At 61.3% G+C, this 26,866-nt stretch carries 27 protein-coding genes; 12 read left to right on the top strand and 15 right to left on the bottom strand.

The annotated features are described in order from the left end of the window. Window positions 1-69: 69 nt before the first annotated feature. The 13 genes from EP376_RS09780 to EP376_RS09840 all read right to left on the bottom strand — a co-directional run bounded on the left by EP376_RS09780 (window position 70) and on the right by EP376_RS09840 (window position 13,724). Window positions 70-1,179: a flagellar basal body P-ring protein FlgI gene (locus EP376_RS09780; protein WP_127655358.1), complete on the bottom strand. Its 1,110-nt coding sequence runs from the start codon at window positions 1,177-1,179 to the stop codon at window positions 70-72. Next, a complete protein-coding gene (locus EP376_RS09785; RefSeq protein WP_127655359.1) occupies window positions 1,179-2,186 on the bottom strand; it encodes a flagellin in 1,008 nt (335 codons plus the stop codon). The genes EP376_RS09780 and EP376_RS09785 overlap by 1 nt, the downstream gene beginning before the upstream one ends. 7 nt (window positions 2,187-2,193) lie before the next feature. Continuing rightward, on the bottom strand, window positions 2,194-3,633 hold the full coding sequence (gene flgK, locus EP376_RS09790) for a flagellar hook-associated protein FlgK (protein WP_127655360.1): 1,440 nt from the start codon (window positions 3,631-3,633) through the stop codon (window positions 2,194-2,196). A 25-nt stretch (window positions 3,634-3,658) separates the two neighbouring features. Then, complete coding sequence (locus EP376_RS09795; protein WP_127655361.1) at window positions 3,659-4,954, bottom strand: flagellar hook protein FlgE; 1,296 nt, start codon at window positions 4,952-4,954, stop codon at window positions 3,659-3,661. Window positions 4,955-5,055: 101 nt separating this feature from the next. Continuing rightward, window positions 5,056-5,892, bottom strand: coding sequence for a flagellar motor protein MotB (locus EP376_RS09800; protein WP_127655362.1), 837 nt, complete (start codon window positions 5,890-5,892; stop codon window positions 5,056-5,058). 81 nt (window positions 5,893-5,973) lie between these two features. Continuing rightward, window positions 5,974-6,741: an FkbM family methyltransferase gene (locus EP376_RS09805; protein WP_238928709.1), complete on the bottom strand. Its 768-nt coding sequence runs from the start codon at window positions 6,739-6,741 to the stop codon at window positions 5,974-5,976. Continuing rightward, complete coding sequence (locus EP376_RS09810) at window positions 6,738-7,145, bottom strand: DUF6165 family protein (RefSeq protein ID WP_127655363.1); 408 nt, start codon at window positions 7,143-7,145, stop codon at window positions 6,738-6,740. Before EP376_RS09810 ends, EP376_RS09805 begins: the two co-directional genes overlap by 4 nt. Continuing rightward, window positions 7,142-8,530 carry a tetratricopeptide repeat protein gene (locus tag EP376_RS09815; protein WP_127655364.1) on the bottom strand — a complete coding sequence of 463 codons (1,389 nt, stop codon included), beginning with the start codon at window positions 8,528-8,530 and terminating at the stop codon, window positions 7,142-7,144. Before EP376_RS09815 ends, EP376_RS09810 begins: the two co-directional genes overlap by 4 nt. A gap of 3 nt (window positions 8,531-8,533) precedes the next feature. Beyond that, window positions 8,534-9,307, bottom strand: a complete 774-nt coding sequence (locus EP376_RS09820; protein WP_127655365.1) for a hypothetical protein — start codon at window positions 9,305-9,307, stop codon at window positions 8,534-8,536. 19 nt (window positions 9,308-9,326) lie between these two features. Continuing rightward, on the bottom strand, window positions 9,327-10,988 hold the full coding sequence (locus EP376_RS09825) for a glycosyltransferase family 4 protein (protein WP_164744900.1): 1,662 nt from the start codon (window positions 10,986-10,988) through the stop codon (window positions 9,327-9,329). A 74-nt stretch (window positions 10,989-11,062) separates the two neighbouring features. Then, on the bottom strand, window positions 11,063-12,118 hold the full coding sequence (locus EP376_RS09830) for a Gfo/Idh/MocA family protein (RefSeq protein ID WP_203330985.1): 1,056 nt from the start codon (window positions 12,116-12,118) through the stop codon (window positions 11,063-11,065). Then, on the bottom strand, window positions 12,115-12,900 hold the full coding sequence (locus EP376_RS09835) for a ThuA domain-containing protein (protein ID WP_127655367.1): 786 nt from the start codon (window positions 12,898-12,900) through the stop codon (window positions 12,115-12,117). The genes EP376_RS09830 and EP376_RS09835 overlap by 4 nt, the downstream gene beginning before the upstream one ends. An 89-nt stretch (window positions 12,901-12,989) precedes the next feature. Next, window positions 12,990-13,724 carry a sulfite exporter TauE/SafE family protein gene (locus tag EP376_RS09840; protein WP_127655922.1) on the bottom strand — a complete coding sequence of 245 codons (735 nt, stop codon included), beginning with the start codon at window positions 13,722-13,724 and terminating at the stop codon, window positions 12,990-12,992. 160 nt (window positions 13,725-13,884) lie between these two features. Between EP376_RS09840 and truB the strand changes: the two genes are divergently transcribed. The 10 genes from truB to EP376_RS09890 all read left to right on the top strand — a co-directional run bounded on the left by truB (window position 13,885) and on the right by EP376_RS09890 (window position 23,483). After that, window positions 13,885-14,790, top strand: coding sequence for a tRNA pseudouridine(55) synthase TruB (gene truB / locus EP376_RS09845; protein WP_127655368.1), 906 nt, complete (start codon window positions 13,885-13,887; stop codon window positions 14,788-14,790). A gap of 115 nt (window positions 14,791-14,905) precedes the next feature. Further along, entirely contained in the window at window positions 14,906-15,766 is an 861-nt protein-coding gene (yghU, locus tag EP376_RS09850; RefSeq protein WP_127655369.1) for a glutathione-dependent disulfide-bond oxidoreductase, read from the top strand. A 14-nt stretch (window positions 15,767-15,780) separates the two neighbouring features. Next, on the top strand, window positions 15,781-16,320 hold the full coding sequence (locus EP376_RS09855; protein ID WP_420837125.1) for a DUF1643 domain-containing protein: 540 nt from the start codon (window positions 15,781-15,783) through the stop codon (window positions 16,318-16,320). 98 nt (window positions 16,321-16,418) lie between these two features. Next, complete coding sequence (locus tag EP376_RS09860) at window positions 16,419-17,222, top strand: calcium-binding protein (RefSeq protein ID WP_127655371.1); 804 nt, start codon at window positions 16,419-16,421, stop codon at window positions 17,220-17,222. A 123-nt stretch (window positions 17,223-17,345) separates the two neighbouring features. Beyond that, on the top strand, window positions 17,346-17,615 hold the full coding sequence (rpsO, locus tag EP376_RS09865; protein ID WP_127655372.1) for a 30S ribosomal protein S15: 270 nt from the start codon (window positions 17,346-17,348) through the stop codon (window positions 17,613-17,615). Window positions 17,616-17,783: 168 nt separating this feature from the next. Next, complete coding sequence (locus tag EP376_RS09870) at window positions 17,784-18,818, top strand: sensor histidine kinase (RefSeq protein WP_127655373.1); 1,035 nt, start codon at window positions 17,784-17,786, stop codon at window positions 18,816-18,818. 3 nt (window positions 18,819-18,821) lie between these two features. Beyond that, window positions 18,822-19,313, top strand: a complete 492-nt coding sequence (locus tag EP376_RS09875) for a response regulator (RefSeq protein ID WP_127655374.1) — start codon at window positions 18,822-18,824, stop codon at window positions 19,311-19,313. Between the two features lie 188 nt (window positions 19,314-19,501). Beyond that, window positions 19,502-21,634, top strand: coding sequence for a polyribonucleotide nucleotidyltransferase (gene pnp / locus EP376_RS09880; protein WP_127655375.1), 2,133 nt, complete (start codon window positions 19,502-19,504; stop codon window positions 21,632-21,634). 98 nt (window positions 21,635-21,732) lie between these two features. Then, window positions 21,733-22,677, top strand: coding sequence for an NAD-dependent epimerase/dehydratase family protein (locus tag EP376_RS09885; RefSeq protein ID WP_127655376.1), 945 nt, complete (start codon window positions 21,733-21,735; stop codon window positions 22,675-22,677). A gap of 179 nt (window positions 22,678-22,856) precedes the next feature. Beyond that, entirely contained in the window at window positions 22,857-23,483 is a 627-nt protein-coding gene (locus EP376_RS09890) for a L,D-transpeptidase (RefSeq protein ID WP_127655377.1), read from the top strand. 82 nt (window positions 23,484-23,565) lie between these two features. On the opposite strand, the gene EP376_RS09895 is transcribed toward EP376_RS09890, so the two are convergent. Then, window positions 23,566-24,219, bottom strand: coding sequence for a peroxiredoxin (locus tag EP376_RS09895; RefSeq protein WP_127655378.1), 654 nt, complete (start codon window positions 24,217-24,219; stop codon window positions 23,566-23,568). A 350-nt stretch (window positions 24,220-24,569) separates the two neighbouring features. Between EP376_RS09895 and EP376_RS09900 the strand changes: the two genes are divergently transcribed. Both EP376_RS09900 and EP376_RS09905 read left to right on the top strand, forming a co-directional pair. Further along, entirely contained in the window at window positions 24,570-25,502 is a 933-nt protein-coding gene (locus tag EP376_RS09900; RefSeq protein ID WP_127655379.1) for a VOC family protein, read from the top strand. Window positions 25,503-25,506: 4 nt separating this feature from the next. Continuing rightward, window positions 25,507-26,100: an alpha/beta hydrolase gene (locus EP376_RS09905; RefSeq protein ID WP_127655380.1), complete on the top strand. Its 594-nt coding sequence runs from the start codon at window positions 25,507-25,509 to the stop codon at window positions 26,098-26,100. Between the two features lie 8 nt (window positions 26,101-26,108). Here the strand turns inward: EP376_RS09905 and EP376_RS09910 are convergent, their stop codons facing one another. After that, complete coding sequence (locus tag EP376_RS09910; RefSeq protein WP_127655381.1) at window positions 26,109-26,756, bottom strand: pseudouridine synthase; 648 nt, start codon at window positions 26,754-26,756, stop codon at window positions 26,109-26,111. Between the last annotated feature and the right edge of the window lie 110 nt (window positions 26,757-26,866).

The following is a 26,866-nucleotide window of genomic DNA, read 5'->3' on the forward strand; positions in this document are numbered from 1 at the left end:
AAAACGTTCCGGCAGCAAGAGCTGAGGTTCTCAGCAACTGTGCCTTCCAGGATCGACGTTCTCGTCTCTTCATCTGACAATGAATTCGGCATGTAACGCACCGGCCGCACGGATGCTCTTGAGGATATCGATCATGTCGTTCGGGGCGACGCCAAGAGCATTCAGACCCTCTATGACTTCGGACAAGGACGCGCCGTCGCTGATTTCAGCCAATCCGATCCCGGGCTCTGCCTCGATATCGGCCCTGGTGCGCGGGACCACGATAGTCTCTCCGGGGGAGAACGGGTTGGGCTGGATGGCCAGCGGCTCCTCTGCGATCCGGATGGTCAATCCGCCCTGGCTGACGGCGACCCGACTGATGCGTACATCCTCCCCCATGACGATCGTCCCCGATCTCTGGTCGACCACGACGCGCGCGCGGCGTTCAGGCTCGATCTCGATGTTCTCAATCCGGCTCACCGCATGCGCCGGGGACAGGGCCCCCGTCGATGCGATGTTCAGTTCGACCGTTCCCGCATCCAACATCAAGGCAACAGTGCCCGGAAACGCCGCGTTCAAGGCACTCTCGATGCGGTTGGCTGTTGTGAAGTCCGGCGTTCGAAGCGCCAGCCTGATCGTATCCAGCTCGGCGAAGTCGAATGCGACCTCCCGTTCGACGCGTGCCCCGGCCGGGACTACCCCAGCAGTCGGCACACCTTGTGTAACCCGCGCACCATCCCCTTCTGCGGTGATTCCACTTGAGATGACCGACCCTTGCGCCACGGCATAGATTTCACCATCGGCCGCGTTCAGCGGCGTCATGATCAGCGTGCCCCCGCGCAGGCTCGACGCGTCCCCGATGGCCGAAACGGTGACATCAATCGGACTGCCGGCTCGGGCAAACGGCGGCAGGCTGGCCGTGACGAGGACCGCCGCGACATTGCGCGGTCGGAACTGCTCCCCCGTGACGTTGACACCCAACCGTTCGAGAATGTTGGTCATGATTTCTTCCGTGAACGGCGAGTTTCTCAATCCGTCGCCCGTGCCATCCAGCCCGACGACAAGACCATAACCCACCAGATCATTCGTTCGGACCCCGTCAAATTCGACGATATCCTTGAGCCGGACCGGCGACGCCATTGCGTAGATCGGCAGAGAGCCCATGATCGCACCGCATAGCAGCGCCCTGAACGCAGACATCACAGATACCTCGTCAGACTGAGCTGCGACAGCCGGGCCGTTACAGCGTAGTGAGTTTCAAGCTGAAGTTGCACCTGTTCGAGTGCGGTTGCCGTTTCGAACGGATCCGCCGCCAGCAGGGTGCTACGCATCAAGCCAAACGATGTCTGCTCCGCCGTCAGCCGGGCCCGCGCGTCATCGACCCGCTGCTGGAGCCCGCCCAAACGGCCGCGCAGATCTGCAACACCCGACGAGGCGCTGAACAAGGACTGGCTGGCCCGGTCGATCACCGCATCGCGCTCCGCATCCGAGAGTACGATCGATTGGTCTTCGGCAAAAAAAGCAAGGGCCGCGCCCGCCATCAACTCGCGAAGGGCCGGGTCATCACCGCGAAGATCGATCCTGATAGACGTCAGATCGTCGATCCGCCGTTCGGCGGCGTCACCGTTGTCGCCCAGATAGGCTATTGTTTCGAATCCACCGCCTGTATCCGCAAACCAACTGTCGATCGCGTTGATCAGATCATCGGCAGTCGTCACTCCGGCAATCGCGGTTCCGATATCATCAAGAATGACCAGAGCTGACGAGAGGCTTTGCCCGTCTTCGGCGACGCCGGAAAACAAGAATGATCCCGCAAAACGCGTGTTCAGGGTAGACACCATATCCTCGATAGCGCCCTTGCCAAGCCTGGCGGCATCCTGTCGCCAGTCGTTTCCGGAACTCTGGCTCAGCGAATTCAGCTGCCCCATCAGATTCGTCCCGATGGTCGAGATGTTCTCGAGGCTCGCCTGCATCACGCCAAGCCGATCAGCGATCTGGCTTGCCGAAGACACCTGACGATCGACGAGGGCAAGTCGGCGTTCGATCTCAGGCACGCGCGCCGCCTCGGCGCCAAGGTCGCGGGCCGGGTCGAGCTTCAATCCGGTGGAAAGCTCTCTTGCCAAAGCGTCGAGCCGGGTTCGAATATCGAAATTGACGCGGGATGACGTGAAGTAACGGGCCATATCGCCCAAGCCTGAATAAGTCATGGCGAGTTCACAGCTCCATCAGTCGGCGGATCATCGCATCCGCGGTTTCAATCACCTTTGCGTTGGCGGCATAGGCCTGCTCGATCTGAAGAAGCAGCTGCAATTCCTGATCAGTATCGACGCCGCTGGCCAGTTCGGCTTCGCGCGCGGCATTGTATCGGCCAGCTGCGAAAGCTGCGGAATCCTCAGAACGAACCCTGTCCATCGCGATCGAGGTGGCAAACTCGGCCGCATGTTCGGCCACACCAAGCGCCGATCCACCAATCGACAGGATCCGAGGATCGGTAAGCGCAGCAATCCAGGAGTTCAGCTGTCCGGCGTCACCCACCGGTCCCGGAGACACGGCGCCGACACCGTCCCTCAACCGGGTCAGATCGCCCCCATTCTCCGGATCCACGGCTGAATTCACTGCAATCCGGCCAGCAACGCCCAGTTCATCGGCGGGGTCGAAGGCTGCGCCGCTGTCGGTGAATAGCCCGGCGAGACCTCCGCCGATTGTGGGGTCAAAGGCGGGGTCCTGGAAACGCTCGATCAGGTCCCGCGCCATGGAATCAAGTTGCGCCTGTGCCGCCGGCATCGTTTCGTCGCGAATGCGAAACGCAGCACCAAGTGTGCCGCCATCAAGGTTGTTCGCATAGTCGAAGGGCACGCCATTTCGGGTCAGGCCAGACAGCGCTCCGCCGGACAGTGTCATGCCAGGCGTGATCGTGGCGGACCTGACAAAGCCGAATTCAGGGGCCTGTCCGTCAATCAGCAATTCACCACCGGTGGTCATCAGGGCGATGCGACCATTGCCCCGTTCGACCTCCCGAACAGGAACGATGGTCGCGATCGTATCGATCACGGCTTGCCGCTGATCCATCAGACCGGAAGCATCAGCGCCGCGGCTTCTTGCGGCGACAATATCGGTATTGAGCGTCTCTATGCGGGCAAGGGCCGTATTGAGCGTGTCAACGTCCCGGGCAATGCCTGCGTCGGCCTCTTCCCTCAGGTCCGAGATTGCCGATTGGTCGTCATTGAAGGCGCGGGCGAGATCCTGAAGTCGGTACAAGACCTCTTCCAGTTGGAGAGTATTCGACGGGTTGACGGCAGAGGAGGTTAAGGCGGCCTCCAGCGCGGCGACGCGACCGGCAAGGCTCGCCGCGTCGTCGATCATGCCGATTGCGGCCTCGAGACGGGACAGCGCCCCGCTGTGCGTGGATGTGAACCCCATCCCCGCTTCGGCAAGGCGGCGTTCGGCCAGAACGCCCCGGTCGATGATACGGCTGATCCCGTCGATCTGGACGCCGGCGCCCCGACCGCCAAGCTGTTGCGCCGAAAGATCCACCACCCGCCGGCCATACCCATCGGTCATGACGTTCGAAAGGTTCGATGACACGACCTCCGCCATCCGTGCGGATGCCGTCAGGCCGGTCAGGGCATTGGCCAGCGAATGTGAAATACTCATCCCTTAGTCTCCATCACTTTGCGGCTTACCGCTTGATATTGGTTGTCTCCTGCAGCATCTCGTCCACGGTCTGCACGACCTTGGCATTGGACGAATAGGCCCGCTGGGTTTCGATCAGGTTGGTCAGTTCCGTCGCGATATCGGTGGCCGAGGCCTGCAACGCATAGGCCGCGATGTCACCGACAGGTCCGTCGGCCGCATCCCAAAGGAAGAAGTCCCCGCTTTCAGGCGAAATCGTGTAGGTTTGACCATCTTTCACGAACAGCCCGTTGGGATTTGGCACGCCAACCAGCGGGACCTGATATACCTTGGTCGACATGCCGTTGTCGAAGAATGCGTAGACATTGCCATTCGCATCAACCTCGACCGAGGTCAGGTTGCCGGCTGCGAAACCGTCTTTGGAGATCGTGCTGGGCGCGAATTCATCGGCGAGCTGTGTCATGCCGCCGCTGGCGCCAAGCTCACCGATGGTGACGCTGATTGGCCCTGCGGCGACGTCGATCTCAAAGCTGCCAGTCGCCGGATCATAGGGGCCGCCGGAAATGGTCGTGACACTGTCCAGTGTTCCGCCATTGTCTCGTTCGGCATCGAAGGTCAGGACATATTCACCGACAACGGCCCCGGCCGAGGCGGAATCGGTGATTGTCATCGTCCATTCGTTGGAGGCATCGGCCGCCGGGATGGTCGGCGAAAAGGTGACGGTCAGTGTCTGCGATTTTCCGAGGTTGTCGTAATATTCGATGGTCAGCGTCTCGGGTGTGCCATCGGCATCGAACTCGGTCGCAGTGGCCGGCAGATTGACGATCATGTCGATTGCCGTCGTGGGCTCGCCCATGACCTGACCGGTATTGATCTGGATCGGCTCCAGCCCGACGGCGGTATCGCGGGGATAGTTGGGAATGTCCCCGTTTGCATCGGCGGGCCATCCCAGAAGAACAAGTCCGGAAGTGCTTTCGAGGTAGCCGTCCGCGTTCAGCCGGAAGGATCCGGTCGTGGCAAGCTCCATCGGCATCTCGCCGCTACCGATCGCGGAAAGCGACGTGACGGGAAGAAAGCCGCTTCCCCGGACCGCGAGGTCCGTGGGGTTCGCCGTGGCGATCAGGGCGGCCGACTGATCGATCAGCCGCATGACCGACAGCGTGACCCCCCCTGCAGTATAGAGCCCTGAACCGGTGTTATTGACCATCGAATGAAAATCAGCCGAGGCCAGCTTGTAGCCATATGTCGACGAATTCGCGATGTTGTCGGAAATGGTGGCAAGCTGACCGGCAGTTGTGGTCAGGCCGGCGACACTGGCATTGAGCGAAGAGGAAATGGTCATGATGAGCCTTTCTGCGTCATTAGCGACATGGATTGCGCCAAGCCTTAGCCATTCGCCTTTAACGCTGGCCTAATGACTAAAATCCAAAGCTCTTTGCCCCGTCATTCCAGGTCCCGCAGGATAGTGACTTCGATACGGTCATTGCGCACCGCAACCGCGGGCTCGACCGCGGGCGATCGGTCACCGTGACCTGTCATTCGCGCGACCCGGGCGGGATCGAGTCCTCCGTCTTCAAGGGCAAGCCGGGTCGCGGCGGCACGGCTTACCGTCAGATCCCAGACAGGCGACTGGGCAAGCACGATCGGCTGCGCCGGAACATGCGCGGCGACCGCGATCTCGTTCGGGACCAGTTCCGAGACCTGTGCAATCATCGCCAGAAGGTCGCGTGTCATGGGCGCGGGAGCCGCCGTTCCATCCTCGAATAGCGGCACATCGGGAAGAGAAAACAATTCGATGACCAGACCTTCATCGGTCAGCCGGGTGATGACATGGCGCAATGCCTCTTTCGCGATAAGGCTTTCCCCGCCCTGACCAAGAAGAACCTGTTCAAGGTCGCGCAAGGCCTGCACCTCGGCCGCGACCGAAGACAGCCTGTCGCTTTCCTCGTCAGTCATTTCCGACCTGGTTTCGCCGGTGATGAAGCCGCCACCCCTGCTCGACATGACAAGGGTGTCATCGCTCATGATATCGAGCCCGCCAAAGTTGCCATCGGCCCCGCCGGATGTCCGGCTGATCGCCACCGTGGGCGCGAAGTAATCGGCCAACCCCTTGCGTTGCTGCTCTGTCGTGGCGTTGAGAAGCCACATCAACATGAAGAACGCCATCATGGCCGTCACGAAATCCGCATAGGCCACCTTCCAGGCGCCGCCATGATGGCCACCGCCGCCGACGACCTTCTTTCGCTTGATGATTATCGGCGCATTCGACTTTGAACCCATCTCCACAACCCTTTTCCGTCTCACCCGGGGAATGGATAGACGCAGGGCGCTTAACGAGAGACCTAACGTCTCAAATCCGGATCAAAGGTCGCGTCTGCGCCATAATTCGTCAGGGCCGCAGAATTCGATCAACTCGTATCCTGCCGGTCGCATGATCTGGCCCAGACGAGGCGAGCCGGTGTTGTTCTCGATCGACCAGAGACCGACCCGGTGCCTGTCGAATGGAAACTCCGACAGGATCGCGATCTCCGCCCCCTCGACATCAAGAGAGACGAAATCAGGGTCCGGCACGCCTGCTTCGCCCAGCACAGCAGAAAGCGTTCGCGTGGGCACTTTGACAACGGTTTCCTTGTGCCGGGGGTCGGCCCGGACGGTATCGAGCAGCCCGGGATCGTAAGACGCGGCAAGGCCGCTCATCTGGGTGTAGCCTTCTGAAATCTCAATGAAATCTTCTTCTCCATCAACTCGCGCGATGGCAAGGCGCCGACACTGGCATCGTCGGATTCTTCGGGCTGCCTCCACCTGGGTGGTGACCGGTTCGATCAGGATACCGGTCCACCCCCGGAACATCTCGAGAAAGAAGGTGTTGGACCCGCTGACACCGTCATAGCCGCCGATATCGACGAATGTTCCACCGCGTTTGGCCTTGAACAGACGATCCACGACAAGGTCCTGCCCCGCCTGGCTGACAAAACGGTAGCCATCGGGCCGGAGCCTGCGGCGCAGGTCATGAAGCTGACGGTTCAACGCCCCACGGCGCCGGCCACGCTCTGTCTTGAGTTGGGCAAGAAGATCGGTCTCGGCGGCGCGCAGGGCGTCGATGGCCTCTTCGATCGTCGGGCGCATCATTCCTCGGCGGCCTTGTCGATCGAGGCATAGGATTTCTCCTCGACGATCCTTGAACCCAGAAGAAGGTTGATCTCCTTCTTCAATTCGGCACGCCGGTCGTTGGTGATATAAACGGCTCGGGCAAGCGCGATGAAACTCTCTCCGAAGTGGCGCCGTGCCTCGCAGCGGCGAATGTCGTCCTCAATGTCCCAAAGGCTTGAATTCGTATCAAGAAGCTCTTCGGTGAGTGCCGTCAGACGTATGTCATGAGGAAGCGAGCTCTGGGCGATGGAGTTCAACAACTCCAGTTCCCGCGTGACGTTTTCCAGCTTGGCGGGATCGGAAATCCGCTCGGACTTCAGGCGCAGGATAGTGATCTTGTCGACCAGTTCTCCCGGCGACACGGGTACGAGAATGTCCGTCATCTCCGGCCCTCCGCGAGTTTTGCAGCCACAAGATCAGCGACCCTGCGCTCGACACGGTGAAACACCCCGTCCCAGTCATGCGGCGATTGCTGACGCATCAGAGTCATCGACGGATACCACGGGGTGCGGTTGCCCGTATGGGTCCAGAGCCAGAACGGATCCCAGTGCAGAAGCGTCCAGACCGGCACGCCCAAAGACCCCGCGAGATGCGCCGTCGCCGTATCCGACGTGATGACAAGGTCCATCTCGAGCATGAGAGCGGCGCAATCGCCGAAATGGCGGTCCATGCTGCCCAGATCGACGATCGGGATCGCCGAGCCATCCGCCTGAAATGCCGCCAGTTCCGGCCCCTTGTAGAGCGAGAACAGCCGCAGACCTTCGAGCCCCAGCAACCGATGAAACTCGGTATGCAGGAACGAACGGAAGACATTGTTGCGATAGGTCGTCGAACCGGTCCAGATCACCCCGACGCGCACGTCGCTCCGATAGGGGGCGATCAAGGCCGCGGCACGATCCCGACTGTCTGACGGGACAGTCAGAGCCGCCGGCCGGGGCACCTTCTCGGTCGCGTCGAAATGCGCGATGGCCAGATCCAACAGGTTGACCCAGACGTCATATTCCTGAGGGTCGGGCATCCGGGACCCCGTCCAGTCGGCGCCATCGATGCCCTCATAGAGGCAAGCGACCGGTTTCTCGCAATAAAGCAGCACCTGTTCCGGGTCGAACCTTCTGAGCGCCGGAAGGAAGCGCGAAAACGCCATCGCGTCGCCAAAGCCCTGTTCCGGCAGGACGAGGATGCGTTTCCCGGCAAGGCTTTCGCCCTGCCATTCGGGGCGCGGCAGGTTCCGCGGTGTCAATTCGTCGGTCTGCCATCGGATGCGGAAGGATTTGAACCCGTTGGCATAATCCTGCGCCGCCAACTGCGCCATGGCCAGCTGGATGCCGATTTCAGAGTGATCGGGATGCTGTTCCCGACAGGTCGTCAGCCATGACACCGCATCGTCATATCGGCCAAGCGATCGGTAGGACTTGCCGATCAGCGCCTTTGTCATCGCATCGCCGCCCCCGCGGGACAACAAAGCCATGCGCAACTCGATCGCCTCTTCGTTCTGGCCCAGATCGGCAAGGATATTGGCCAGATTGTTACGCACTGCATCCGAGGTGGGCTCAAGACCCGCGGCACGCCTCTGGGCGGCAAGGGCAAGCTGGTGTCGACCGGACTTGCGCAGCAGCGCACCCGCATTGGACCACATCATCCCGTCCTTCGGGGCTAGTGCAAGATAGCGGGAATAATGTGCCATCGCCTCGTCGAGCTGGTCGGCCTTGTGGCATTTCAGCGCGAGATCACGAAGCCTGCCGAGACGGATTTCTTCGCTTTGCCCCATGGGTCAGTCACGCCGACGCGGGGACAGAAGCTTTGACGGACGTCGGGCCTCGGCCTCCTCGAACAGCGAAAAGGTCTGGTTCACGTAATTTACCGAACCCGAGATCATCTCCATGTAGTCGTTCAGTTCAGGGGTCACTTCGGCTTCGACAAGGGAAATGCTGCGATCCTGCGGTGCCGTCTCGAACGTGACATAGAACAGCGGCTCCCCGCGTTTGACCACGATCGGCTTTTCGGGCTCGTGCCATTCGAAGGCCCACATCAGGGGCCGGGGCCAGACATTGATGGGGAAACGGCCGCCAAAGATCGTGCCCGGAAGGGCCTCTTTCCGGTAATGCATGAACGGGGCGACCTGACTGGCATAGACGGGCTCATCCGAGATGAACACGTAAGGCAACGCCAGCTGGATTGTGGGCACGTCTTCATTGCGCCACTCTGCCTCGTTGGTGAGGTGAAGCTTCTCGCCCAGTTTCGACGCCCGGATCGAACTGCGTTCCCCCGCCAGATTGCGCAGGACAGGCTTCCCGTCCTTGTTTCGATCGAACCCGATGTTCAGATCGAATGGGCATTTGACGACGAAGTAGCGACTTTCGAGGTTGATCACCGCCGGGCAGCGCGAGGCCGATTTCGCGTGCCGCTTGTTCAGGTCCACCGACCTGACCCGTTCGGGCGCATCATAAATGATCGAGCCCTTGTTCTCGTTCAGGAACCATCCGACCGAGACGGGGCCCTTCCCTTCTCCGCCAGCGGCATTCTCGAAATGTACTGATAAACGCATCACGCAGTTCCTTGCCTGTCTATTGGTCCGGTCGGGGTCCGGTCGCAAAACGAACCATATCCGATTTCGCCAGCATCATGACGATTACCATGGCCCGGGTTACCTTCATCTTCATCAGTTCCGCCAGTTCCGCGACGCTGACCTCACCGTGTTGCCCAAGCATGGTGCAGGCGATGTGCAGCTGATCAAGAGGCACCGGATGCCGGTGATACAGCTGGCGCGCACTCAGCTTGTCGTGAAGTTCGATATCTTCTTTTCCCGGCGTCCCGTTCAGACGAACCCGGTCATCGGCCCGGATATGGCCGCTTGGATACTCCCGGTAGAGCGTGAAGGGATCGATCGCCATCGGATTGACCCGGCGTTCAGGCTTTGCCTGTCTCCGCTGTTCGGCGAGGGCTGCGGCCAGATCGAGGTATTGCGGGATCACCACCGACCAGTCGAGGGATGCCCGGACATGAGCCTGCCCCTGTGCGCCCATCCGCGCGCGCAGTTCTGCATCGGTGATCAGCCGCTCTAGCGCATCGGCATAGGCCGGCACATCGATCTGAACCTGTGCCTGAACCAGGGCCAGATGCTGGAGATATCCATCCTGCCCGTTGGCAAATCTCTGGGCCAGAACGTCGCCGGTGCCAGGGGGCATGGTGCGCGTCGGAACGAGAAATCCGGTCTTGCCGTTCAGCACGGTGTCGCGGAACCCGTCCCAATCGGGCATGACGACAGGCAATCCAGCGGCCATCGCCTCCACCGGGGCGAGGCCGAAGGTTTCCTGAATGCTGTCGACCGGAAGCGTAAAGATATCAGCCGCAGCCCAGATGTCGCGGCGAAGATCGGGCTCCCGCCCATCGAGGATCCGCGCCTCGACCCGATGACAAAGCCGGTCGAGGGCCTCGTGATGAAGCGCCTCTTCATCTTCGCGTTTGGTCCATCCGGTGACCCAGAGATGGATATCCTTGCCGGTGCGGTCCGCGACCTGCTCGAGAGCAATCACCAAAGGTGTCAGATTTGCCTTTTCGACGACGCTCAGTCGACCCATCGTCATTACGACGATTGCATCCTCGGGCACGTCGAACCGGCCCCGCAACGCCGCCCGTGCACCGTCGCGCGGGACAAAGTCGCCCGTGGCGATGCCCAAGGGAATGACGGGCAGTTGCGGCACGGGAACCCGGCTCGCACCGAACCGATCCATGTAAAACCGGCTTTCAGCTTCAAGCTGGGTCGCCACGACGGATTTCACGGCGCGTGACGTGCAGATGATCGCATCCCACGGCTGAACGGGTTGCGCCAGAAGGCTGTGCAACCCTTCGATGATCCGCCGGGTGGAGACCGTATGGGTGATCCCGACGAAGGAGGCGGAGTTCATCCCCTGCCGCATCCGCAGCCACGGAGCCTGCTGATAGCCGGGCGTCGGGAAGAAGATCGTGCCGGCGGGGGCAAGGGACGCGCCCGTTTTCAGGGAGAGGGCCTCGATCGGGCGGGTCTCGCCCATGGCACGCACAGTCTTTTCGAACGTGGCGCCCGCATTGGCAACATCGGTTACGATGCGAAGGGTGTCGCCGCCTGCGTGTTCCAGATAGCCCTTCAGAAAACTCGATCCGGCAGACCTGCGACCCACCAGTTCGCGTCCATCGCCCTCGATGGCATCAGGATGAAAATAGATGGCGGTTCCGCCGGTTTCTGTCATCTGCTCGGCCATCTGACGGGCAATTTTGACGTCAAACTGACCGAGCACAGAAGGGCTGGCAAGCCCCGAGAGGATCAGACCCGCTGATTGAGCCCGCCCTGCGCGTCGGATGCCACGGCAAGGTCCAGAACCCTTTGCAGCTTTGCTCCGCGCCGGAAATCGGGGAACACCTGACCACCGTCACGGATCGCATCGATGAACCGCTGATAATTCGTCCGGACCGGTGGGCAGTCGACGTCATGCCAGCGCGCGGTCATCAGATCGGGCTCAAGACAGGCGCGCAGGCGGCTTTCGTTCTGCTCGAAACGGACCTCGAGCCCGCCCTTTGTTCCAAAGATGCGCAGCGAAAGATCGTTGATGTGACCCGAGGCAAACCGGGTGGCGTGAACAACGCCCGTCGCACCGCCCTCAAGTGACATGTGCATCGCAAAGCTGTCATTCGCATCCAGAACGTATTCATCGATCCGACCGCCCGGCGCCTTGTCGAAGGTCGTCAGGCGGCACGAGACGTCGGCCACTTCGAGGCCCGCGGCATGGGTCGCGAAATCCACGATATGAACGCCGATATCGCCCAGAACACCGTTCGATCCATGCGCCGTCGACAACCGCCAGAGCCATTGGCTCTGTTCCGACCATTCGCCCCACGCGGGCTGGGTCAGCCAGCTCTGAAGGTAGGCCGCCTCGAAATGGCGGATTGCGCCAATCTCGCCTGCCGCGATCATGGACGCCGCGGTGTTGAGCGCAGGCACATTGCGATAGGTCAGGTTCACCATGTTCACCACGCCAGCCGCCGTGGCCTTTGCAGCCATCTCGGCCGCATCTGCCTCTGACACGGCCAGTGGCTTTTCACACAGGACATGCTTTCCCGCCGCGAGAAACGGCAGGGTCGTCACGTAGTGGACGGAATCGGGCGTGACGTTCGATACGGCATCGAATTCGCCCCAGGCAATCGCGTCTTCGACGCTCTGGAAACCATGGGGGACCGAGTGACGCGCGCGGAATTCCTTCAGCCTTTCGGCATGGGGGTCGATCCCGGCCACGATCTCGACCCCGTCCATGGCGGCATAGGCCTCGGCATGGGCATTCGCCATGCCGCCGGTGCCAAGGATCAGGACGCGGATATCGCTCAACGGAAGCCCTCCTCCCCATCGGCATGCAGCTTGGGTCCGCGTGCCTCGATGGGTTCGAGAGCCACCTCGACGGGGATGTTGGGCGCATCGGTCACTCCGCTGACGCGGGCCGCCGGGTTATGCGCCCAGTGAACGGCGTTGCGCAGAACCGTGCGGACATTCGCGTCGTAATAAGTGGGATAGGTCTCGTGACCGGGCCGGAAATAGAACACGTTGCCCGCACCCCGCCGCCAGGTCGCGCCGGAGCGGAACACCTCGCCTCCCTGGAACCAGCTGACGAAAACCGTCTCCATCGGTTCGGGGATGCCGAAGGGCTCGCCATACATCTCTTCCTGTTCAAGCTCGAAATGATCGGGCAGGCCCCGGGCAATCGGATGGTTCCGCGATGTCAGCCAAATGCGTTCGCGCTCACCGGCCTCGCGCCAGGTTAGGTTGCACGGCGTTCCCATGAGCCGTTTGAAGATCTTGGCGAAATGCGCGGAATGAAGCGCGATCAGGCCCATTCCCGACCAGACATGTTCCGCCACCCGTTCGACCACGTCGTCGGCAACGGCGCCATGGGCCGCATGACCCCACCACAACAGGACATCCGTCTCGGCCAGCACCTCTTCGGTCAGGCCGTGCTCGGGCTCCTGCAAGGTGGTGCTGCGCGCCGTGATGCCGTCATCCTCGTTCAGCGCGGCGGCAATCGCATTGTGCATTCCGTCGGGATAAACCCCTGCAACAACGGCATTTTCCCGTTCGTGAACATTTTCGCCCCAGACCAGTGCACGGATCGTCATGGTCACACTCCTTTCGTCCGAATCGCGCGCACTCTACCGGCGCGAACAAACCTTACAATGAGAAATGATATCGCTAACGGCCCGCTTTGTCAGAAGGCGCCCAACCCATCCCAGATCAACTTGAGCGATACGAAGAAGATGAACACATACATGACCGGATAGAAGACCGCCGGCTTGAGACGTTTGACGACGGCCGCGCCCAGCATCACGGCGAGAACCGCAATCGGGATCAGCACCGCCGACGTCAGAAGGTTTTCCGTCGCGAACTGACCCAGAAAGAAGTAGGGGCCCAGTTTCACCGCGTTCACGATGGTGAAGAACAGAACGCTGGTGGCGGTATAGGTCGTAGGCTTCATCCCCAGAGGAAGCGTATAGATCTGGTAGGGCGGCCCGCCGGCATGCGCCACGAAGCTCGTGTATCCGGACACCGCGCCCCAGAACGTGGCCCTCCCCGCGTGGTGGGGCCGCGGTGCGGCCTTCGGGCCGCGCAACGACCACGCCCAGCGCAACGCGAACAGAAGCGCGATCGATCCGACGATCAGCCGGATCGCATCATCGGAGACCATGGCCGCCGTCAGCCAGCCGATACCGATGCCGATCAACGCACCGGGCAACATGATCTTGAGGATCCCCAGATCCCATTGGCCCCGCCAGATCACGACGCCCACAAGATCCATGATCACGAGGATCGGCAGCAGGATCCCGGCCGCCTGAACAGGCGACAGTACCGTGGACAGGATGACCATGCCGAACAGGGCGGTGGCGCCACCAAGCCCGCCCTTGGCAAGGCCGACGAGCGTGACGGCAAGTGTCGCCACAACCATCTGTCCGGGCGTTGTCAGTGCAAGGTTTTCAAGAATTTCAGTATCCTCCTGATCGCCCTCAATTCCGCCCACGCCGCGGGAGTGTCAAGGGCCGCACCCCGCATCTTGACCGACGGCTCCACACCCGATAGCTGCCGAACCCTTAATCCTCGGAGGGATCATGGGACGTCGCAAGGGACGCAACATTTCGGGCTGGCTGATCATCGACAAGCCGGCGGGCATCACGTCGACCGCAGTCGTGAACAAGGTGAAATGGGCCTTTGACGCGAAAAAGGCCGGCCACGCGGGCACACTCGATCCTGCCGCGACGGGGGTTCTGGCCGTCGCGCTGGGCGAGGCGACAAAGACGGTGCCCTACATCACCGATGCCCTGAAAGCCTACGAATTCACCGTCAGGCTGGGCGAGGCGACCAATACCGACGACGCCGAAGGCGAGGTGATCGCAACTTCGCAGGATCGCCCGTCCGACGACGAGATCAAGGAGGCCCTCGCCCCCTTTGTCGGAGAGATCATGCAGGTTCCCCCTGCGTTCTCGGCGGTCAAGATCGACGGCGAACGCGCCTACAAGAAGGCTCGTGCAGGCGAGGAATTCGACATCGAGGCCCGGCCTCTCTGGGTCGAAGAGCTGCTGCTGATCGACCGGCCCGATCCGGATCACGTCACGCTCGAGATGACATGTGGCAAGGGCGGCTATGTCCGCTCCATCGCGCGGGATCTGGGCGAGGCATTGGGATGCCATGCCCATGTTCGCGATCTGCGGCGCGTCTGGTCCGGCCCGTTCGACGTTGAAGAGGGGATCGGCCTCGAGGTTCTGGACGCCGAGGCCAAGGATCCGGCGCTTGACCGATTTCTGAGGCCGCTCGAAGACGGTCTGGCCGACCTTCCCGAGCTTGTCTGCCCCGAAAGCAGCCTGGGACGGCTGCGCAACGGCAACCCCGCGCCCGTCCTGCCCGGAGAGGCGGCCTATGGCGATGAAGCCTGGGCCAGCTTTGACGGGAAGGCCGTGGCGGTCGGCAAGTTCATGGGCGGCGAGTTGCATCCATCCCGGGTCTTCGTCCCGGAGTGAGCAACGGCCCGGACGCCCCGGACCGGACGTCGGGGAGCCCGGCATCCGGATACCTTGGCCTTTCCGAAGATTGGGGCTACGTCTTGGCCGCGACAGGAAAGCAAGGAATTCCATCATGGCCGATACCTATACGCCCCCCAAGGTCTGGACCTGGGACAAGGAAAGCGGCGGCAAGTTCGCCTCGATCAACCGGCCTATCGCCGGCCCCACTCATGACAAGGACCTGCCGGTCGGCACCCATCCGTTCCAGCTCTATTCGCTGGCGACGCCCAATGGCGTGAAGGTTACCGTCCTGTTCGAAGAGCTTCTTGCCGCGGGCCATTCAGATGCGGAATACGACGCATGGCTGATCAATATCGGGGATGGCAACCAGTTCGGTTCGGGCTTTGTGGATGTAAACCCCAACTCGAAGATCCCCGCGCTGCTGGACAAATCCGGGCCGGAACCGATCCGTGTCTTCGAATCCGGCGCTATCCTTCTGCATCTGGCAGAGAAATTCGACGCATTCCTCGGGAACACCGCCCAAAGGGCCGAGATGCTGTCATGGCTGTTTTGGCAGATGGGGTCCGCCCCCTATCTGGGCGGCGGGTTCGGCCATTTCTACGCCTATGCACCCGAGAAATGGCAATACCCGATCGACCGCTTCGCCATGGAGACCAAGCGTCAGCTTGATGTTCTGGACCGCAACCTTGCAGAGCGGGAGTTCATGACGGGCGATCACTACACCATCGCCGATATGGCGATCTGGGCGTGGTATGGCCAGCTGGCGCTTGGCCGGCTCTACGACGCGGGGGAATTCCTCGACGTGGCGAGTTATGCCAACGTTCAGCGCTGGGCACAGGCCATCGACGCGCGTCCTGCGGTTCTGCGCGGTCGCATGGTGAACCGGACCTTCGGCGAGCCCGAACTGCAATTGCACGAACGGCACGACGCGGGCGATTTCGACACGCAGACGCAGGACAAGATCGGCGAATAATGTCCTGTGACGGACTGATCGAGCGGCACCAGAGGTCGGGTGGCGTGATCAGTTCCGCGATCTATTCGGATTGCGAGCGATACCGCTATGCCCTGACGCGCGAATGGGATGCAGGCGGCCCGCGGCTGCTGTATGTCATGCTCAACCCGTCGAAGGCCACCGAGGCGCAGAACGACCCGACGATCGAGCGCTGCGAGCGGCGGGCGCGCGCATTGGGGTTCGGAGCCTTCCGCGCGACGAACCTGTTCGCGTGGCGCGAGACCGACCCGGCGAAGCTGCGGCGCGCAGCCTCGCCCGTGGGTCCGGCCAATGACAGCATCATTCTGTCCACCCTCGAGACGTGGCTGCGCGACAAGGCAGACGTCGCATTGTGCAGCTGGGGCGTTCACGGAACGCTTCTCAACAGGGCCGATGATGTGGCGCGGCTGATGATCAGGACCGGTCGCCCTTTGGCATGCCTGGGCACCACCAAGGACGGCCATCCGCGTCATCCTCTCTATGTCGCCTATGCGACGAAGCCGGTGCCTTGGGACCCGGCGTCCGTTAACCAGTAGTTAAGATTTCCCGCCACCGGGCCGGTTCCCGATGGTACTGTCCTTTCGGTGTGGGGCGAGGGCTGGAACGACGGCCCATATGGGAAAGGAAACCTGTCATGCTTGCTGTCATGAGCCTTGTGACGCTTGCGTTTGCCGGCCTAGTATTTGGCCCGATCGCCGGGGCATTCTCGGACGAGGGAAACACAGGCACCGATGACGATGATTTCCAATTCTTCGGCGACGGGAACGATGCTTTCGCGGGACAGGGCGGTGACGATCTGCTGGACGGTGGTCTGGGCAACGATCTTCTGGCAGGCGGCATCGGCGAGGATGAATTGCACGGCGGCGGCGGCCTCGACATTCTTTTCGGCGGTGATGGTGACGACGATCTGTTCGGTCATGTGGGCGACGATACCGTGTTTGGTCTGACTGGCGACGACGAGATCAACGGTGGCAGCGGCCAAGACGTGCTTGCAGGCGGTACAGGCTCAGACGCGATATCGGGCTCGTATGACGACGATTCCCTGACGGGCGGCGCCGGCGAGGACGTACTGTTTGGCGGCGACGGGAACGACCATATCGACGGGCATCTGGGCGAAGGCGCACTGCCGGAGGCCGATTTTCTGAACGGCGGGGCAGGTGACGACAGGATCATCGGCGGTGCCGGTGATATCCTCAATGGGGGCCCGGGCTTCGATACCTTTGTCGCAGAGGCCGAGAATGGACCACTGATCGTCGAGGACTACACAAGCGGCGAAGATACCCTGATCATTCTATATGACGGCACCGGCCCCGACCCCGACATCACGATCGAAGAAGACGACGACGGCGTGACAGTCCGTGCCGATGGCGAGACGGTCGCAACGCTGCCCGGCCTGACGGCGGATGCAATGGGCCAGATCGAGCTTGTTGCGTCCTGAGATGGCGAGATTTTCTCTTTTCTTTCGATCCACGATCGCCTAAAGGCCTCGAATTCACTCCACGGGCCTTGCTGGACGACATCCCGGCCTGCGCCATAACCCCTTTTCTGAAAGGAGACCCCGATGTCGATCACAGTCGAAGAGAAAGCACGGCTTATCAAGGAATTCGGCACCAAAGAAGGTGACACAGGTTCCCCCGAAGTGCAGATCGCGATCCTCAGCTCGCGGATTGCCACGCTGACCGAGCATTTCAAGACCCACAAGAAAGACAACCATGGCCGCCGCGGCCTTCTGAAAATGGTCGCCTCGCGTCGTAAGCTTCTCGACTACGTCAAGGGCAAGGACGAGCAGCGCTATCTGGACCTGATCCAGCGTCTGGGCCTGCGTCGCTAATCCGGACCAACCTGATTATTCGATGGAACGCCCGCCTCGATCGAGGTGGGCGTTTTCCGTTTCGCGTCGCGAAAAAGGTTAATGCATCGCGCCGTAAGACAACCAAAAGTTGCAATTCGGCCCGGAATGTCATAGAACTTCATCGGCATAAACCAGTCCGACTTCGTTATGAGCCTCGACCTATCGCTTCCCTCCCGCCGTTCGGCAGCCAATCATCTCTCGAACGCGGTTTCCGGCGAAGGACCAAGCCATTATGCGCTCCTCGTCGTTCTGCTCGGGGTTGGCCTTCTTGGCCGACAAAGCAACCTTCTGGATGATCTTCCATACCTGTGGTTCGCCCCGCTGATGATCCTGACAGGCACGTCTGGCAATTTCAGACCGCTGATTTTCGGGTTCATGCTGACGATCGTTGGGGCGGCCTATACCGCCGACATCGAAACGAATGTCGAACTGCGGGACCTGCTGATCTCGATCACGACGGCATCGCTCTTTCTCAGCGGCATCGGGTTTGTCATCAGCTATCAGGGCCGCAAGGTCGCGGAAGCCCGGGCAGAAACCATCCTTGCCGAGCACATGCAGAAGGAACTGAACCACCGGATCAAGAACCTTTTCTCGGTGGTGATCGCCCTGATACGGAAACGCGCCCGCATGGCCGCCGCGTCGGCGGACACTGATCCGACCGCAGCCTTCAATGACCTTGTGGAAAGCATCGCCGCCCTCGGTCGGGCCCACGGGATCGGAAATGCGAAGACATTCGACGGGGGCTTCGACCTCGGTCATTTGATCCAAGAGATCATGTCACCCTATTCAGGACATTGGCAGACCAGCCGTCCCAGCCAGATCAGGATCAACGGGCCATTGATGCAGCTGCCTTCCCACATGCTGACGCCCCTCGCGCTCTTGCTTCATGAATTGGCCACGAATGCGGTGAAGTATGGGGCGCTGTCGTCAATTTCCGGGCGGATCGACCTTACCTGGAACGTGCATGAGGACATACAGGGCCAGCAATTTGTGAGCCTTGACTGGGTCGAGACGTTGAAGCCCGGAACCGAAACGATGCGTGATCAAACCAGACAGGGCTATGGCTGCCGTATCATCGAGGCGGCCATCAAGCAGCTGGACGCCAGACTGGAACGTCGCTGCACGCAGAACGGGCTGAGCCTAAGCCTCACCCTTCCTGCCATTCGACGTGCGAACAGGTAAACCATGTCCGAGCGGCACCATCATGGGACATCCGATTCCCCCGGGGCCGCCGATGCAGACCGCTCCACTGGCAAGGATGTCGCAAACATCGCGGACCCGAACGGTCTGTCCGACGGGCTTGACCATCTGCTTTCGTCGATCGAGGGACGGCGCATCCTCGTGGTCGAGGATGAGATCCTCGTGGCAGGCGAACTGGCCGACGATATCGAAGAGCTGGGGGGAGAGGTCGTTGGCCCTGCCTACAGCATGTCCGATGCGCTGCGCATATCCGGCAGTTCCGAGATCGACGCAGCCATTCTGGACATCAACCTCAACGGCAAAGAGGTCTTTCCGGTCTCGGATCTGCTGCAGGCGCGGGGCATTCCGTTCATCTTCCATACCGGAACGGTCAAGGGGCCGTCGGCCCTGAAGCTTTATGACGGTGTGCCGGTCGTCTCCAAGCCGTCGCTTACCATTGACCTGTTGCAGGCTTTGCAATCCGTTCTCGGCAGTTGACGCCGCCGGGCAGGATGGCCGCAAACGCGCGCCCTTCCCAAATCACCCGGACTCTAGTATGGCAAGCCCATCTGAGACGTAACGCATGGACCCCGGCGGACGCAGAAGGATAGGGGTCGGCGGCAATGGGGCCGCCATTCAATCGGGCACTCGGACCGCCGAGACAGGCCCAACGAGAAAGACGCTAGATGTTCAAAGAAGTGAAAAAATCCATCCAGTGGGGCGAAGAACAGCTCACACTGGAAACCGGAAAGATTGCCCGCCAGGCAGACGGCTCCGTCGTCGCCACGCTTGGCGAGACCTCGGTGATGGCGAACGTGACATTCGCCAAGGAGCCGAAACCCGGCCAGGACTTCTTCCCCCTGACGGTCCACTACCAGGAAAAGTATTACGCGGCGGGCAAGATCCCCGGCGGCTTCTTCAAGCGTGAAGCACGCCCGACGGAAAAAGAAACCCTCACCGCACGCCTTATCGACCGGCCGATCCGGCCGCTCTTCGTCCCGGGCTTCAAGCACGAAGTACTGGTGATGTGCACGGTGCTCAGCCATGATCTTGTGAACGATCCCGATATCGTGGCAATGATCGCGGCCTCGGCGGCGCTCACGATTTCGGGCGTGCCCTTCATGGGCCCGATCGCGGGTTGCCGCGTCGGTTTCGAAGATGGGGAATACATCCTCAATCCGACGATCGACGACATGCACAACCTGCGGAACAACCCCGAGCAGCGGCTTGACCTGGTTGTCGCCGGCACCGCCGACGCGGTGATGATGGTCGAATCCGAAGCCTACGAGCTGACCGAGGACGAGATGCTCGGCGCGATCACCTTTGCGCATGAGCAGATCCAGCCGGTCATCGACTGCATCATCTCTCTGGCCGAAGACGCAGCGAAAGAGCCGTTCGACTTCAGCCCCCCGGATTATTCCGATCTGTTCGAGGCCGTGAAGGCCGCGGGCGAAGACGAGATGCGCGCCGCCTATGCCATCCTCGACAAGCAGGAGCGGACATCCGCGGTCAGCGCCGCAAAAGAGGCGATCAAATCCAAGCTGACCGAAGAGCAGCTGGAAGATGCGAACCTCGGTTCGGCGCTCAAGAAGCTGGAATCGGTGATCCTGCGGTCCGCAGTCGTCAAGGAAGGCAAGCGGATCGACGGGCGCGCGCTCGACACCGTTCGGCCGATCGTCTGCGAAACCGGGCTTCTGCCGCGGACGCATGGCTCGGCGCTGTTCACCCGCGGTGAAACGCAGGGCCTTGTCGTGACGACGCTGGGCACCGGCGATGACGAACAGTTCATCGACGCGCTGCACGGGAATTTCAAATCGAACTTCTTGCTGCACTACAACTTCCCGCCCTACTCGGTTGGTGAAGCGGGTCGTGTCGGCCCTCCGGGTCGCCGCGAAATCGGCCACGGCAAGCTGGCATGGCGCGCGCTTCAGGCGGTGCTTCCGGCGTCGACCGATTTCCCCTACACGATCCGGCTCGTCTCCGAGATCACGGAATCGAATGGCTCCTCCTCCATGGCTTCGGTCTGTGGCGGGTCGCTGTCGATGATGGATGCGGGCGTTCCGCTGAAATCGGCCGTCGCCGGCGTCGCCATGGGCCTCGTGCTGGAAGATGACGGCTCCTACGCGGTTCTGACCGACATCCTCGGCGACGAGGACCACCTCGGCGACATGGACTTCAAGGTCGCGGGCACCGAGAACGGCATCACCTCGCTCCAGATGGACATCAAGGTGGCCGGCATCACGCCCGAGATCATGAAAAAGGCCATGGCTCAGGCCAAGGACGGCCGGATGCATATCCTGGGCGAGATGTCCAAGGCGCTGACCGGCGCGCAGGAATTCTCCGTCCACGCGCCGCGCATCGAGACGATGCAGATCGCCACCGACAAGATCCGCGAAGTCATCGGATCGGGCGGCAAGGTCATCCGCGAGATCGTCGAGGTTTCGGGGGCAAAGGTCGACATCAACGACGACGGCATCATCAAGATCGCAAGCCCCAACGGCGAAGCGATCCAGAAAGCCTACGACATGATCTGGTCCATCGTGGCCGAGCCGGAAGAGGGCAAGATCTACAAGGGCAAGGTCGTCAAGCTCGTCGATTTCGGCGCCTTCGTGAACTTCTTCGGCAAGCGCGATGGCCTCGTCCATGTCTCCCAGATCGAAAACCGCCGCCTGAACCATCCGTCGGATGTGCTCAAGGAAGGTCAGGAAGTCTGGGTCAAGCTTCTGGGTTTCGACGATCGCGGCAAGGTGCGCCTGTCGATGAAGGTCGTCGATCAGGAGACCGGCGAAGAAATGAAGAAGGAAGAAGCAGCCGACTGATCGCTGCTCCACCTTTGACGAAAGCGAAAGGCCCCGGAAAACCGGGGCCTTTTCATTTGGCCCGACACCAAGGCATCATCACGACGGGAGGACAACGCATGGCACAAATCGCAATCATCGGCGGAACAGGGCATGTCGGCACCTATCTGGTGCCGATGTTGATCGAGGGCGGACACAAGGTGACGAATGTCGCCCGTGGAGAAAGCGCGCCCTATCTTCCGAACGCTGCCTGGGATCATGTCGAAACCGTGATCATGGACCGGGACGCCGAAGAAAAGGCGGGGACCTTTGGCGATCGTATCGCCGCACTCGGTGCGGATATCATCATCGACATGATCTGTTTCAACCCAGACAGCGCCCGGCATCTGGCCGACGCCCTCTCGGGCAAGATCTCTCACCTGATCCATGTGGGAACGATCTGGGTGCACGGCCACGCGATCACCACGCCGACACGCGAAGAAGACGCGCGGGCGCCGTTCGGCGATTACGGCGTGAACAAGAGCCTGATCGAAGACATGCTTCTGTCGATGTCGCGCCGGGGTGGACTTCCCACCACGGTCGTCCGTCCGGGTCATATCGTCGGTCCGGGCTGGGCGCCTCTCAATCCGGCCGGGCATTTCAACCCGCAGGTCTTTCGCGACATTCGCGACGGAAAACCCCTGGCCCTGCCAAACTTCGGGCTTGAGACGGTGCATCATGTCCATGCTGAGGACGTGGCTCAGGTCATTGCCCTGTCGATCCGCAACCATGCGACCAGCGTCGGAGAGGCGTTCAACGCCGTGTCGCCCGCGGCGATCAGCCTGCGAGGCTATGCCGAAGCCATGTTCCGGTGGTTCGGGCACGAGCCACAGCTCGATTTCCTGCCGTTCGCAGACTGGGCCAGGACCCAGTCCGATGAGGACGCCGGGGCCACCTGGGAACATATCGCGCGAAGCCCCTGTCATTCGATCGAAAAGGCGCGATCGCGTCTGGGTTATGCGCCCCGCTGGACGAGTCTTGGGGCGATTCGCGAAAGCGTCTCGGTTCTGCTGAGAGATAAGTGACACCCGGGAACCCCTCGAATATCACGCAAATGTGGTCACCGGGCGACAACATATCCACCAATACGACGGCGAGGTTCCGCTCGGAGTTGATGCAATCCGTGTAAATGGGTATTTCATCTTTGTTCCGTCAGGTGTCGTTCAGGCGCCATGTTTGCCGTCCCGAAGGGGGGGATGTATTGATGAAGACCCGCAGAGACATTCTGGTCTCAACCGCTGCGTTCCTTGCAACGCCGGCAATCCTGCGCGCGCAGGATGCCGCCGCGCCGCTTCGACTAGAGATCAATGGCGAGGGCGAGGCTGTCGAACAGCCGCTCGTTCCGCCTTCGAACGACCCGCTTGCACCGACTCTCGTGAACATCCAGCCGGGCATTCCCGCTGGCGAAGTTCATGTCGATCCCAACCGGTTCCGCCTGTACTGGACGCTGCCCGACGGTCAGGCCATCCGCTATGCCGTCGGCATCGGCCGGCGCGGGCTCTATGAATCGGGAACCTTCCGCGTCGGTGCCAAGCGTGAATGGCCCAGCTGGACACCGACGCCGGAAATGATCGAACGCGATCCCGCCTCGTATGAGCGGTTCAAGGACGGTGTGCCCGGTGGCCCGAACAATCCGCTCGGGGCGCGCGCGCTCTACCTTTATGTCGGAAACCGCGACACCTATCTGCGGATCCACGGGACCAACGCCCCCAATACGATCGGCACCGCCGTATCGAACGGATGTGCGCGTCTGACCAACGAATATATCGTCGATCTGTATAATCGGGTGCCGATGGATTCGAAGGTGATCCTCTACAACCGGTTCACCTGATCCCGCCTGGTGCCAACGATCCTGACAGTCAGAAAGGCCCGGTGCATCTCTGCCCCGGGCCTTTGTTCATTCTGCCGCTCTGTCAGGCTTTCAGCTTGGTCTTTCGCAGATAGGGCAGGATGGTTTCGAACTCTCCGAACTTCGCAAGTGCGTCTTCGTCCGACACCGAGGTCGGGATGATGACATCCTCGCCCGGGTTCCAATTGGCCGGCGTCGCGACGCCCTGCCCATTGGCTGTCTGCAGAGCATCGACCGCGCGCAGCACTTCGGCGAAGTTGCGGCCCACATTCATCGGGTAGGTCATCGACAGCTTCAGCTTCTTGTCCGGCCCGATGATGAAGACGGCCCTGACCGTCGCGGTGTCGTTCGGCGTGCGGCCGTCCGGCAGATAGGCTTCCGCCGGCAGCATGTCGAACGCCTTCGACAGGGTCAGGTCGGTATCTGCGACGATCGGAAAGGCCGGTTCGGCCTTGCCCGCGGTCGCGATGTCCTTTTTCCAGGAAACGTGATCTTCGACCCCGTCAACGCTGATTCCCATCACCTTGACCTTGCGGCGGGCCCATTCGTCCGCCAACTGCGCGACGGCACCGAATTCGGTCGTGCAGACCGGGGTGAAATCCTTCGGGTGAGAAAACAGGATCGCCCAGTCATCGCCGACCCACTCATGAAGGCTGACAGGCCCGAGGTCGGTTTCGACGGTCAGATCGGGGATCGTATCATTGATGCGCAAACCCATTGGTCGCTCCTTTCGTTTATCCGCTAACCGTCACATATGTGTGGAGCAGGTGGGATTCCACCGGTACTCCGCGGTTCGTCAACAAGATGACGGGCGCGCGGTATTTCCCGCTCCGATTTGATCTGGATCAGAGTGCCCCCCGTCTCAGCCGGCTAGAAAAGATCATTACCTCCCTACTTCCGGGCCGGACCCGTGCAGCGCGCACGTTCCGGCCCTTTTCTTTGCGGACAGTCGGATTCGGATGCGACGCACAATGTCATGTTCCAAATTGCACAGAAGTGGTGCGAAATCTCTCATTTTGCGCGACTGGGTTTGTCCTATCTATGGCTCATCAAATTCAGGAGATGACCATGCTCAGCCAGATCAAGGGCCTTCACCACGTCACGTCGCTTGCCTCTTCGGCCAGTGAAAACAACGCGTTCTTCACGGGCGTCCTCGGCCTGCGCCGGGTCAAGAAGACGGTCAATTTCGACGCCCCGGATGTCTATCATCTCTATTATGGCGACGAGGTCGGATCGCCGGGCACCGTGATGACCTATTTTCCGTTTCCCGGTGCCGCTCCGGGACGGCGCGGTGCGGGCGAGGTGGGTCGGACGTCTTTCGCGATCCCCACGGGAAGTGCCGATGCCTGGGTCGAGCGTCTGGGCCGCTTCGAGGTCGGCAACCTCGCAAAGGACAGCCGTTTCGGCCAGACCCGCGTCCTGTTCAACGGGCCCGACGGGGACGGCTTTGCCCTAGTCGAAACCGAGGATGACCGCGCGCCATGGCTGGCCGATGGCCTCTCGGAAGAGATGGCGATCCGCGGCTTTCATTCCGCTGACATGACGATCACCGACGATGGCGCAACAGCGGAGCTGTTGGGGTTCATGGGCTATGACAAGCTCGACACCGAGGGCGACACCACAAGGTTCATCGTCCCCGGTGGCAATGCCGCCAACGCGATCGACGTGACGCAGGCTCCGAGGTCCAGCACGCGCGCCACGCAAAGCGCGGGCTCCGTTCACCATATCGCCTTTGCCGTCGACAACCGGGCACGCCAGCTTGAAGTGCGCGAGGCTCTTCTGGATACCGGATATCAGGTGACACCGGTGATCGACCGGGATTACTTCTGGGCCATCTATTTCCGAACCCCGGGCGGCATCCTGTTCGAGGTGGCGACGAACGAGCCCGGCTTTGATCGGGACGAAGACACCGCCCATCTGGGACAGGCACTCAAATTGCCGAGCCAGCACGAACATCTGCGCGCCCGGCTTGAACGTCAGCTTGAACCGCTGGGAGACTGATCGCATGACCTATGTCGCGGCAAGAACAGAAGGAGCGCCAGGCGCGCCCCTGCTTTTCACATTTCACGGAACCGGCGGGACCGAAGCACAGCTTCACCAGCTCGGGCAGGATCTTGTGCGCGGGGCGCATGTGGTCTCGCCCCGGGGCGATGTGTCTGAAAACGGCGCGCTGCGCTTTTTCAAGCGCACGGCGGAAGGCGTCTATGACATGGACGACCTTGCAGAACGGACGGCCGCCATGGCCGAATTCATCGCGGCGGAACGCAAGGCCGTCAACGCGCCCAGCGTCATCGGTCTGGGCTATTCCAACGGGGCAAACATCCTCGCCAATGTGGGGCTGACCCGGCCTGAACTTGTCGATGACATGATCCTGCTGCATCCGCTGATCCCCTTCGACCTCGACCCTCAGCCCGGCCTCGACGGGCGCCGCATCCTGATCACCGCAGGCGAGAAGGATCCGATCTGCCCGGCCGATATGACACGGTCTTTTTCGGACTACCTGCAACGTCAGGGCGCCTTCGTATCAGAACATTGGCACGAGGGCGGGCACGAACTTCAGCAATCCGAACTCGATGCGATCGTGCGGTTCATCTCCTGATCGGCGATTCAGAAAGGGCATTTCGCGGTGATCCGCGTGCCCTTTCCCCCATCGGGATGGCGAAATTGCAAGGTCTCGGAATGCAGCATCAGTCGCGGAAAATCACGCGCCGGGCCGGTAGCATAGAACGGATCCCCCAAGATCGGATGGCCGATTTCAGCCATATGCACCCGAAGCTGATGTGACCGTCCCGTCTTCGGCATCAGGCGCACCCGCGTTTCATCGCTCGCGCTTCTGACAACGCGCCATTCCGTCAGCGCGGCCTTGCCATCGACATGATCGACCTTCTGCTTCGGGCGATTCGGCCAATCGACGATCAGGGGCAGATCGATCTGGCCCGTCTTCTCTTCGATCCGGCCCCAGACCCGGGCGACATAGGTCTTTTTCGTCTGCCGCTTTTCGAATTGCAGGCCAAGATGGCGCTGCGCATGGGGGGTGAGGGCAAAGATCATGACACCCGAGGTGTCACGATCAAGCCTGTGGATCAAAAGCGCGTCGGGAAACGCCGCCTGCACCCGGGACAACAGGCAATCGGCCAGATGTTCGCCCTTGCCAGGCACCGACAAAAGGCCGCTCGGCTTGTTCACCAATAGCACCTCGTGATCGAGGTGCAGAACGTCCAGCGGAACGTCTGGCGGATTATAGTCGTGCGACATCAGCCGCGCCCGACAGGAACAGACACGGCACAGAAGGCGGGGGCATGGCGGGGCAACGCATGTCTCATGGGGCGGACCCTAGGCAAGGGTAGGCCGGGCTTCCACCCCTC

The organism is Alexandriicola marinus (assembly GCF_004000435.1).
GTDB classification, from domain to species: Bacteria; Pseudomonadota; Alphaproteobacteria; order Rhodobacterales; family Rhodobacteraceae; genus Alexandriicola; species Alexandriicola marinus.

Coding starts and splice junctions, on each gene's coding strand:
- EP376_RS09820 (WP_127655365.1), bottom strand. CDS start 9,307: ATGCGTTTATCAGTACATTTCGAGAATGCCGCTGGCGGAGAAGGGAAG.
- EP376_RS09815 (WP_127655364.1), bottom strand. CDS start 8,530: ATGGGGCAAAGCGAAGAAATCCGTCTCGGCAGGCTTCGTGATCTCGCG.
- EP376_RS09840 (WP_127655922.1), bottom strand. CDS start 13,724: ATGGTTGTGGCGACACTTGCCGTCACGCTCGTCGGCCTTGCCAAGGGC.
- yghU (WP_127655369.1), top strand. CDS start 14,906: ATGGCCGATACCTATACGCCCCCCAAGGTCTGGACCTGGGACAAGGAA.
- rpsO (WP_127655372.1), top strand. CDS start 17,346: ATGTCGATCACAGTCGAAGAGAAAGCACGGCTTATCAAGGAATTCGGC.
- EP376_RS09905 (WP_127655380.1), top strand. CDS start 25,507: ATGACCTATGTCGCGGCAAGAACAGAAGGAGCGCCAGGCGCGCCCCTG.
- EP376_RS09780 (WP_127655358.1), bottom strand. CDS start 1,179: ATGTCTGCGTTCAGGGCGCTGCTATGCGGTGCGATCATGGGCTCTCTG.
- EP376_RS09890 (WP_127655377.1), top strand. CDS start 22,857: ATGAAGACCCGCAGAGACATTCTGGTCTCAACCGCTGCGTTCCTTGCA.
- EP376_RS09895 (WP_127655378.1), bottom strand. CDS start 24,219: ATGGGTTTGCGCATCAATGATACGATCCCCGATCTGACCGTCGAAACC.
- EP376_RS09900 (WP_127655379.1), top strand. CDS start 24,570: ATGCTCAGCCAGATCAAGGGCCTTCACCACGTCACGTCGCTTGCCTCT.
- EP376_RS09810 (WP_127655363.1), bottom strand. CDS start 7,145: ATGACGGACATTCTCGTACCCGTGTCGCCGGGAGAACTGGTCGACAAG.
- EP376_RS09870 (WP_127655373.1), top strand. CDS start 17,784: ATGAGCCTCGACCTATCGCTTCCCTCCCGCCGTTCGGCAGCCAATCAT.
- EP376_RS09805 (WP_238928709.1), bottom strand. CDS start 6,741: ATGATGCGCCCGACGATCGAAGAGGCCATCGACGCCCTGCGCGCCGCC.
- EP376_RS09835 (WP_127655367.1), bottom strand. CDS start 12,900: ATGACGATCCGTGCACTGGTCTGGGGCGAAAATGTTCACGAACGGGAA.
- EP376_RS09875 (WP_127655374.1), top strand. CDS start 18,822: ATGTCCGAGCGGCACCATCATGGGACATCCGATTCCCCCGGGGCCGCC.
- pnp (WP_127655375.1), top strand. CDS start 19,502: ATGTTCAAAGAAGTGAAAAAATCCATCCAGTGGGGCGAAGAACAGCTC.
- EP376_RS09825 (WP_164744900.1), bottom strand. CDS start 10,988: ATGACAGAAACCGGCGGAACCGCCATCTATTTTCATCCTGATGCCATC.
- EP376_RS09860 (WP_127655371.1), top strand. CDS start 16,419: ATGCTTGCTGTCATGAGCCTTGTGACGCTTGCGTTTGCCGGCCTAGTA.
- EP376_RS09800 (WP_127655362.1), bottom strand. CDS start 5,892: ATGGGTTCAAAGTCGAATGCGCCGATAATCATCAAGCGAAAGAAGGTC.
- EP376_RS09910 (WP_127655381.1), bottom strand. CDS start 26,756: ATGTCGCACGACTATAATCCGCCAGACGTTCCGCTGGACGTTCTGCAC.
- flgK (WP_127655360.1), bottom strand. CDS start 3,633: ATGAGTATTTCACATTCGCTGGCCAATGCCCTGACCGGCCTGACGGCA.
- truB (WP_127655368.1), top strand. CDS start 13,885: ATGGGACGTCGCAAGGGACGCAACATTTCGGGCTGGCTGATCATCGAC.
- EP376_RS09885 (WP_127655376.1), top strand. CDS start 21,733: ATGGCACAAATCGCAATCATCGGCGGAACAGGGCATGTCGGCACCTAT.
- EP376_RS09795 (WP_127655361.1), bottom strand. CDS start 4,954: ATGACCATTTCCTCTTCGCTCAATGCCAGTGTCGCCGGCCTGACCACA.
- EP376_RS09785 (WP_127655359.1), bottom strand. CDS start 2,186: ATGACTTATTCAGGCTTGGGCGATATGGCCCGTTACTTCACGTCATCC.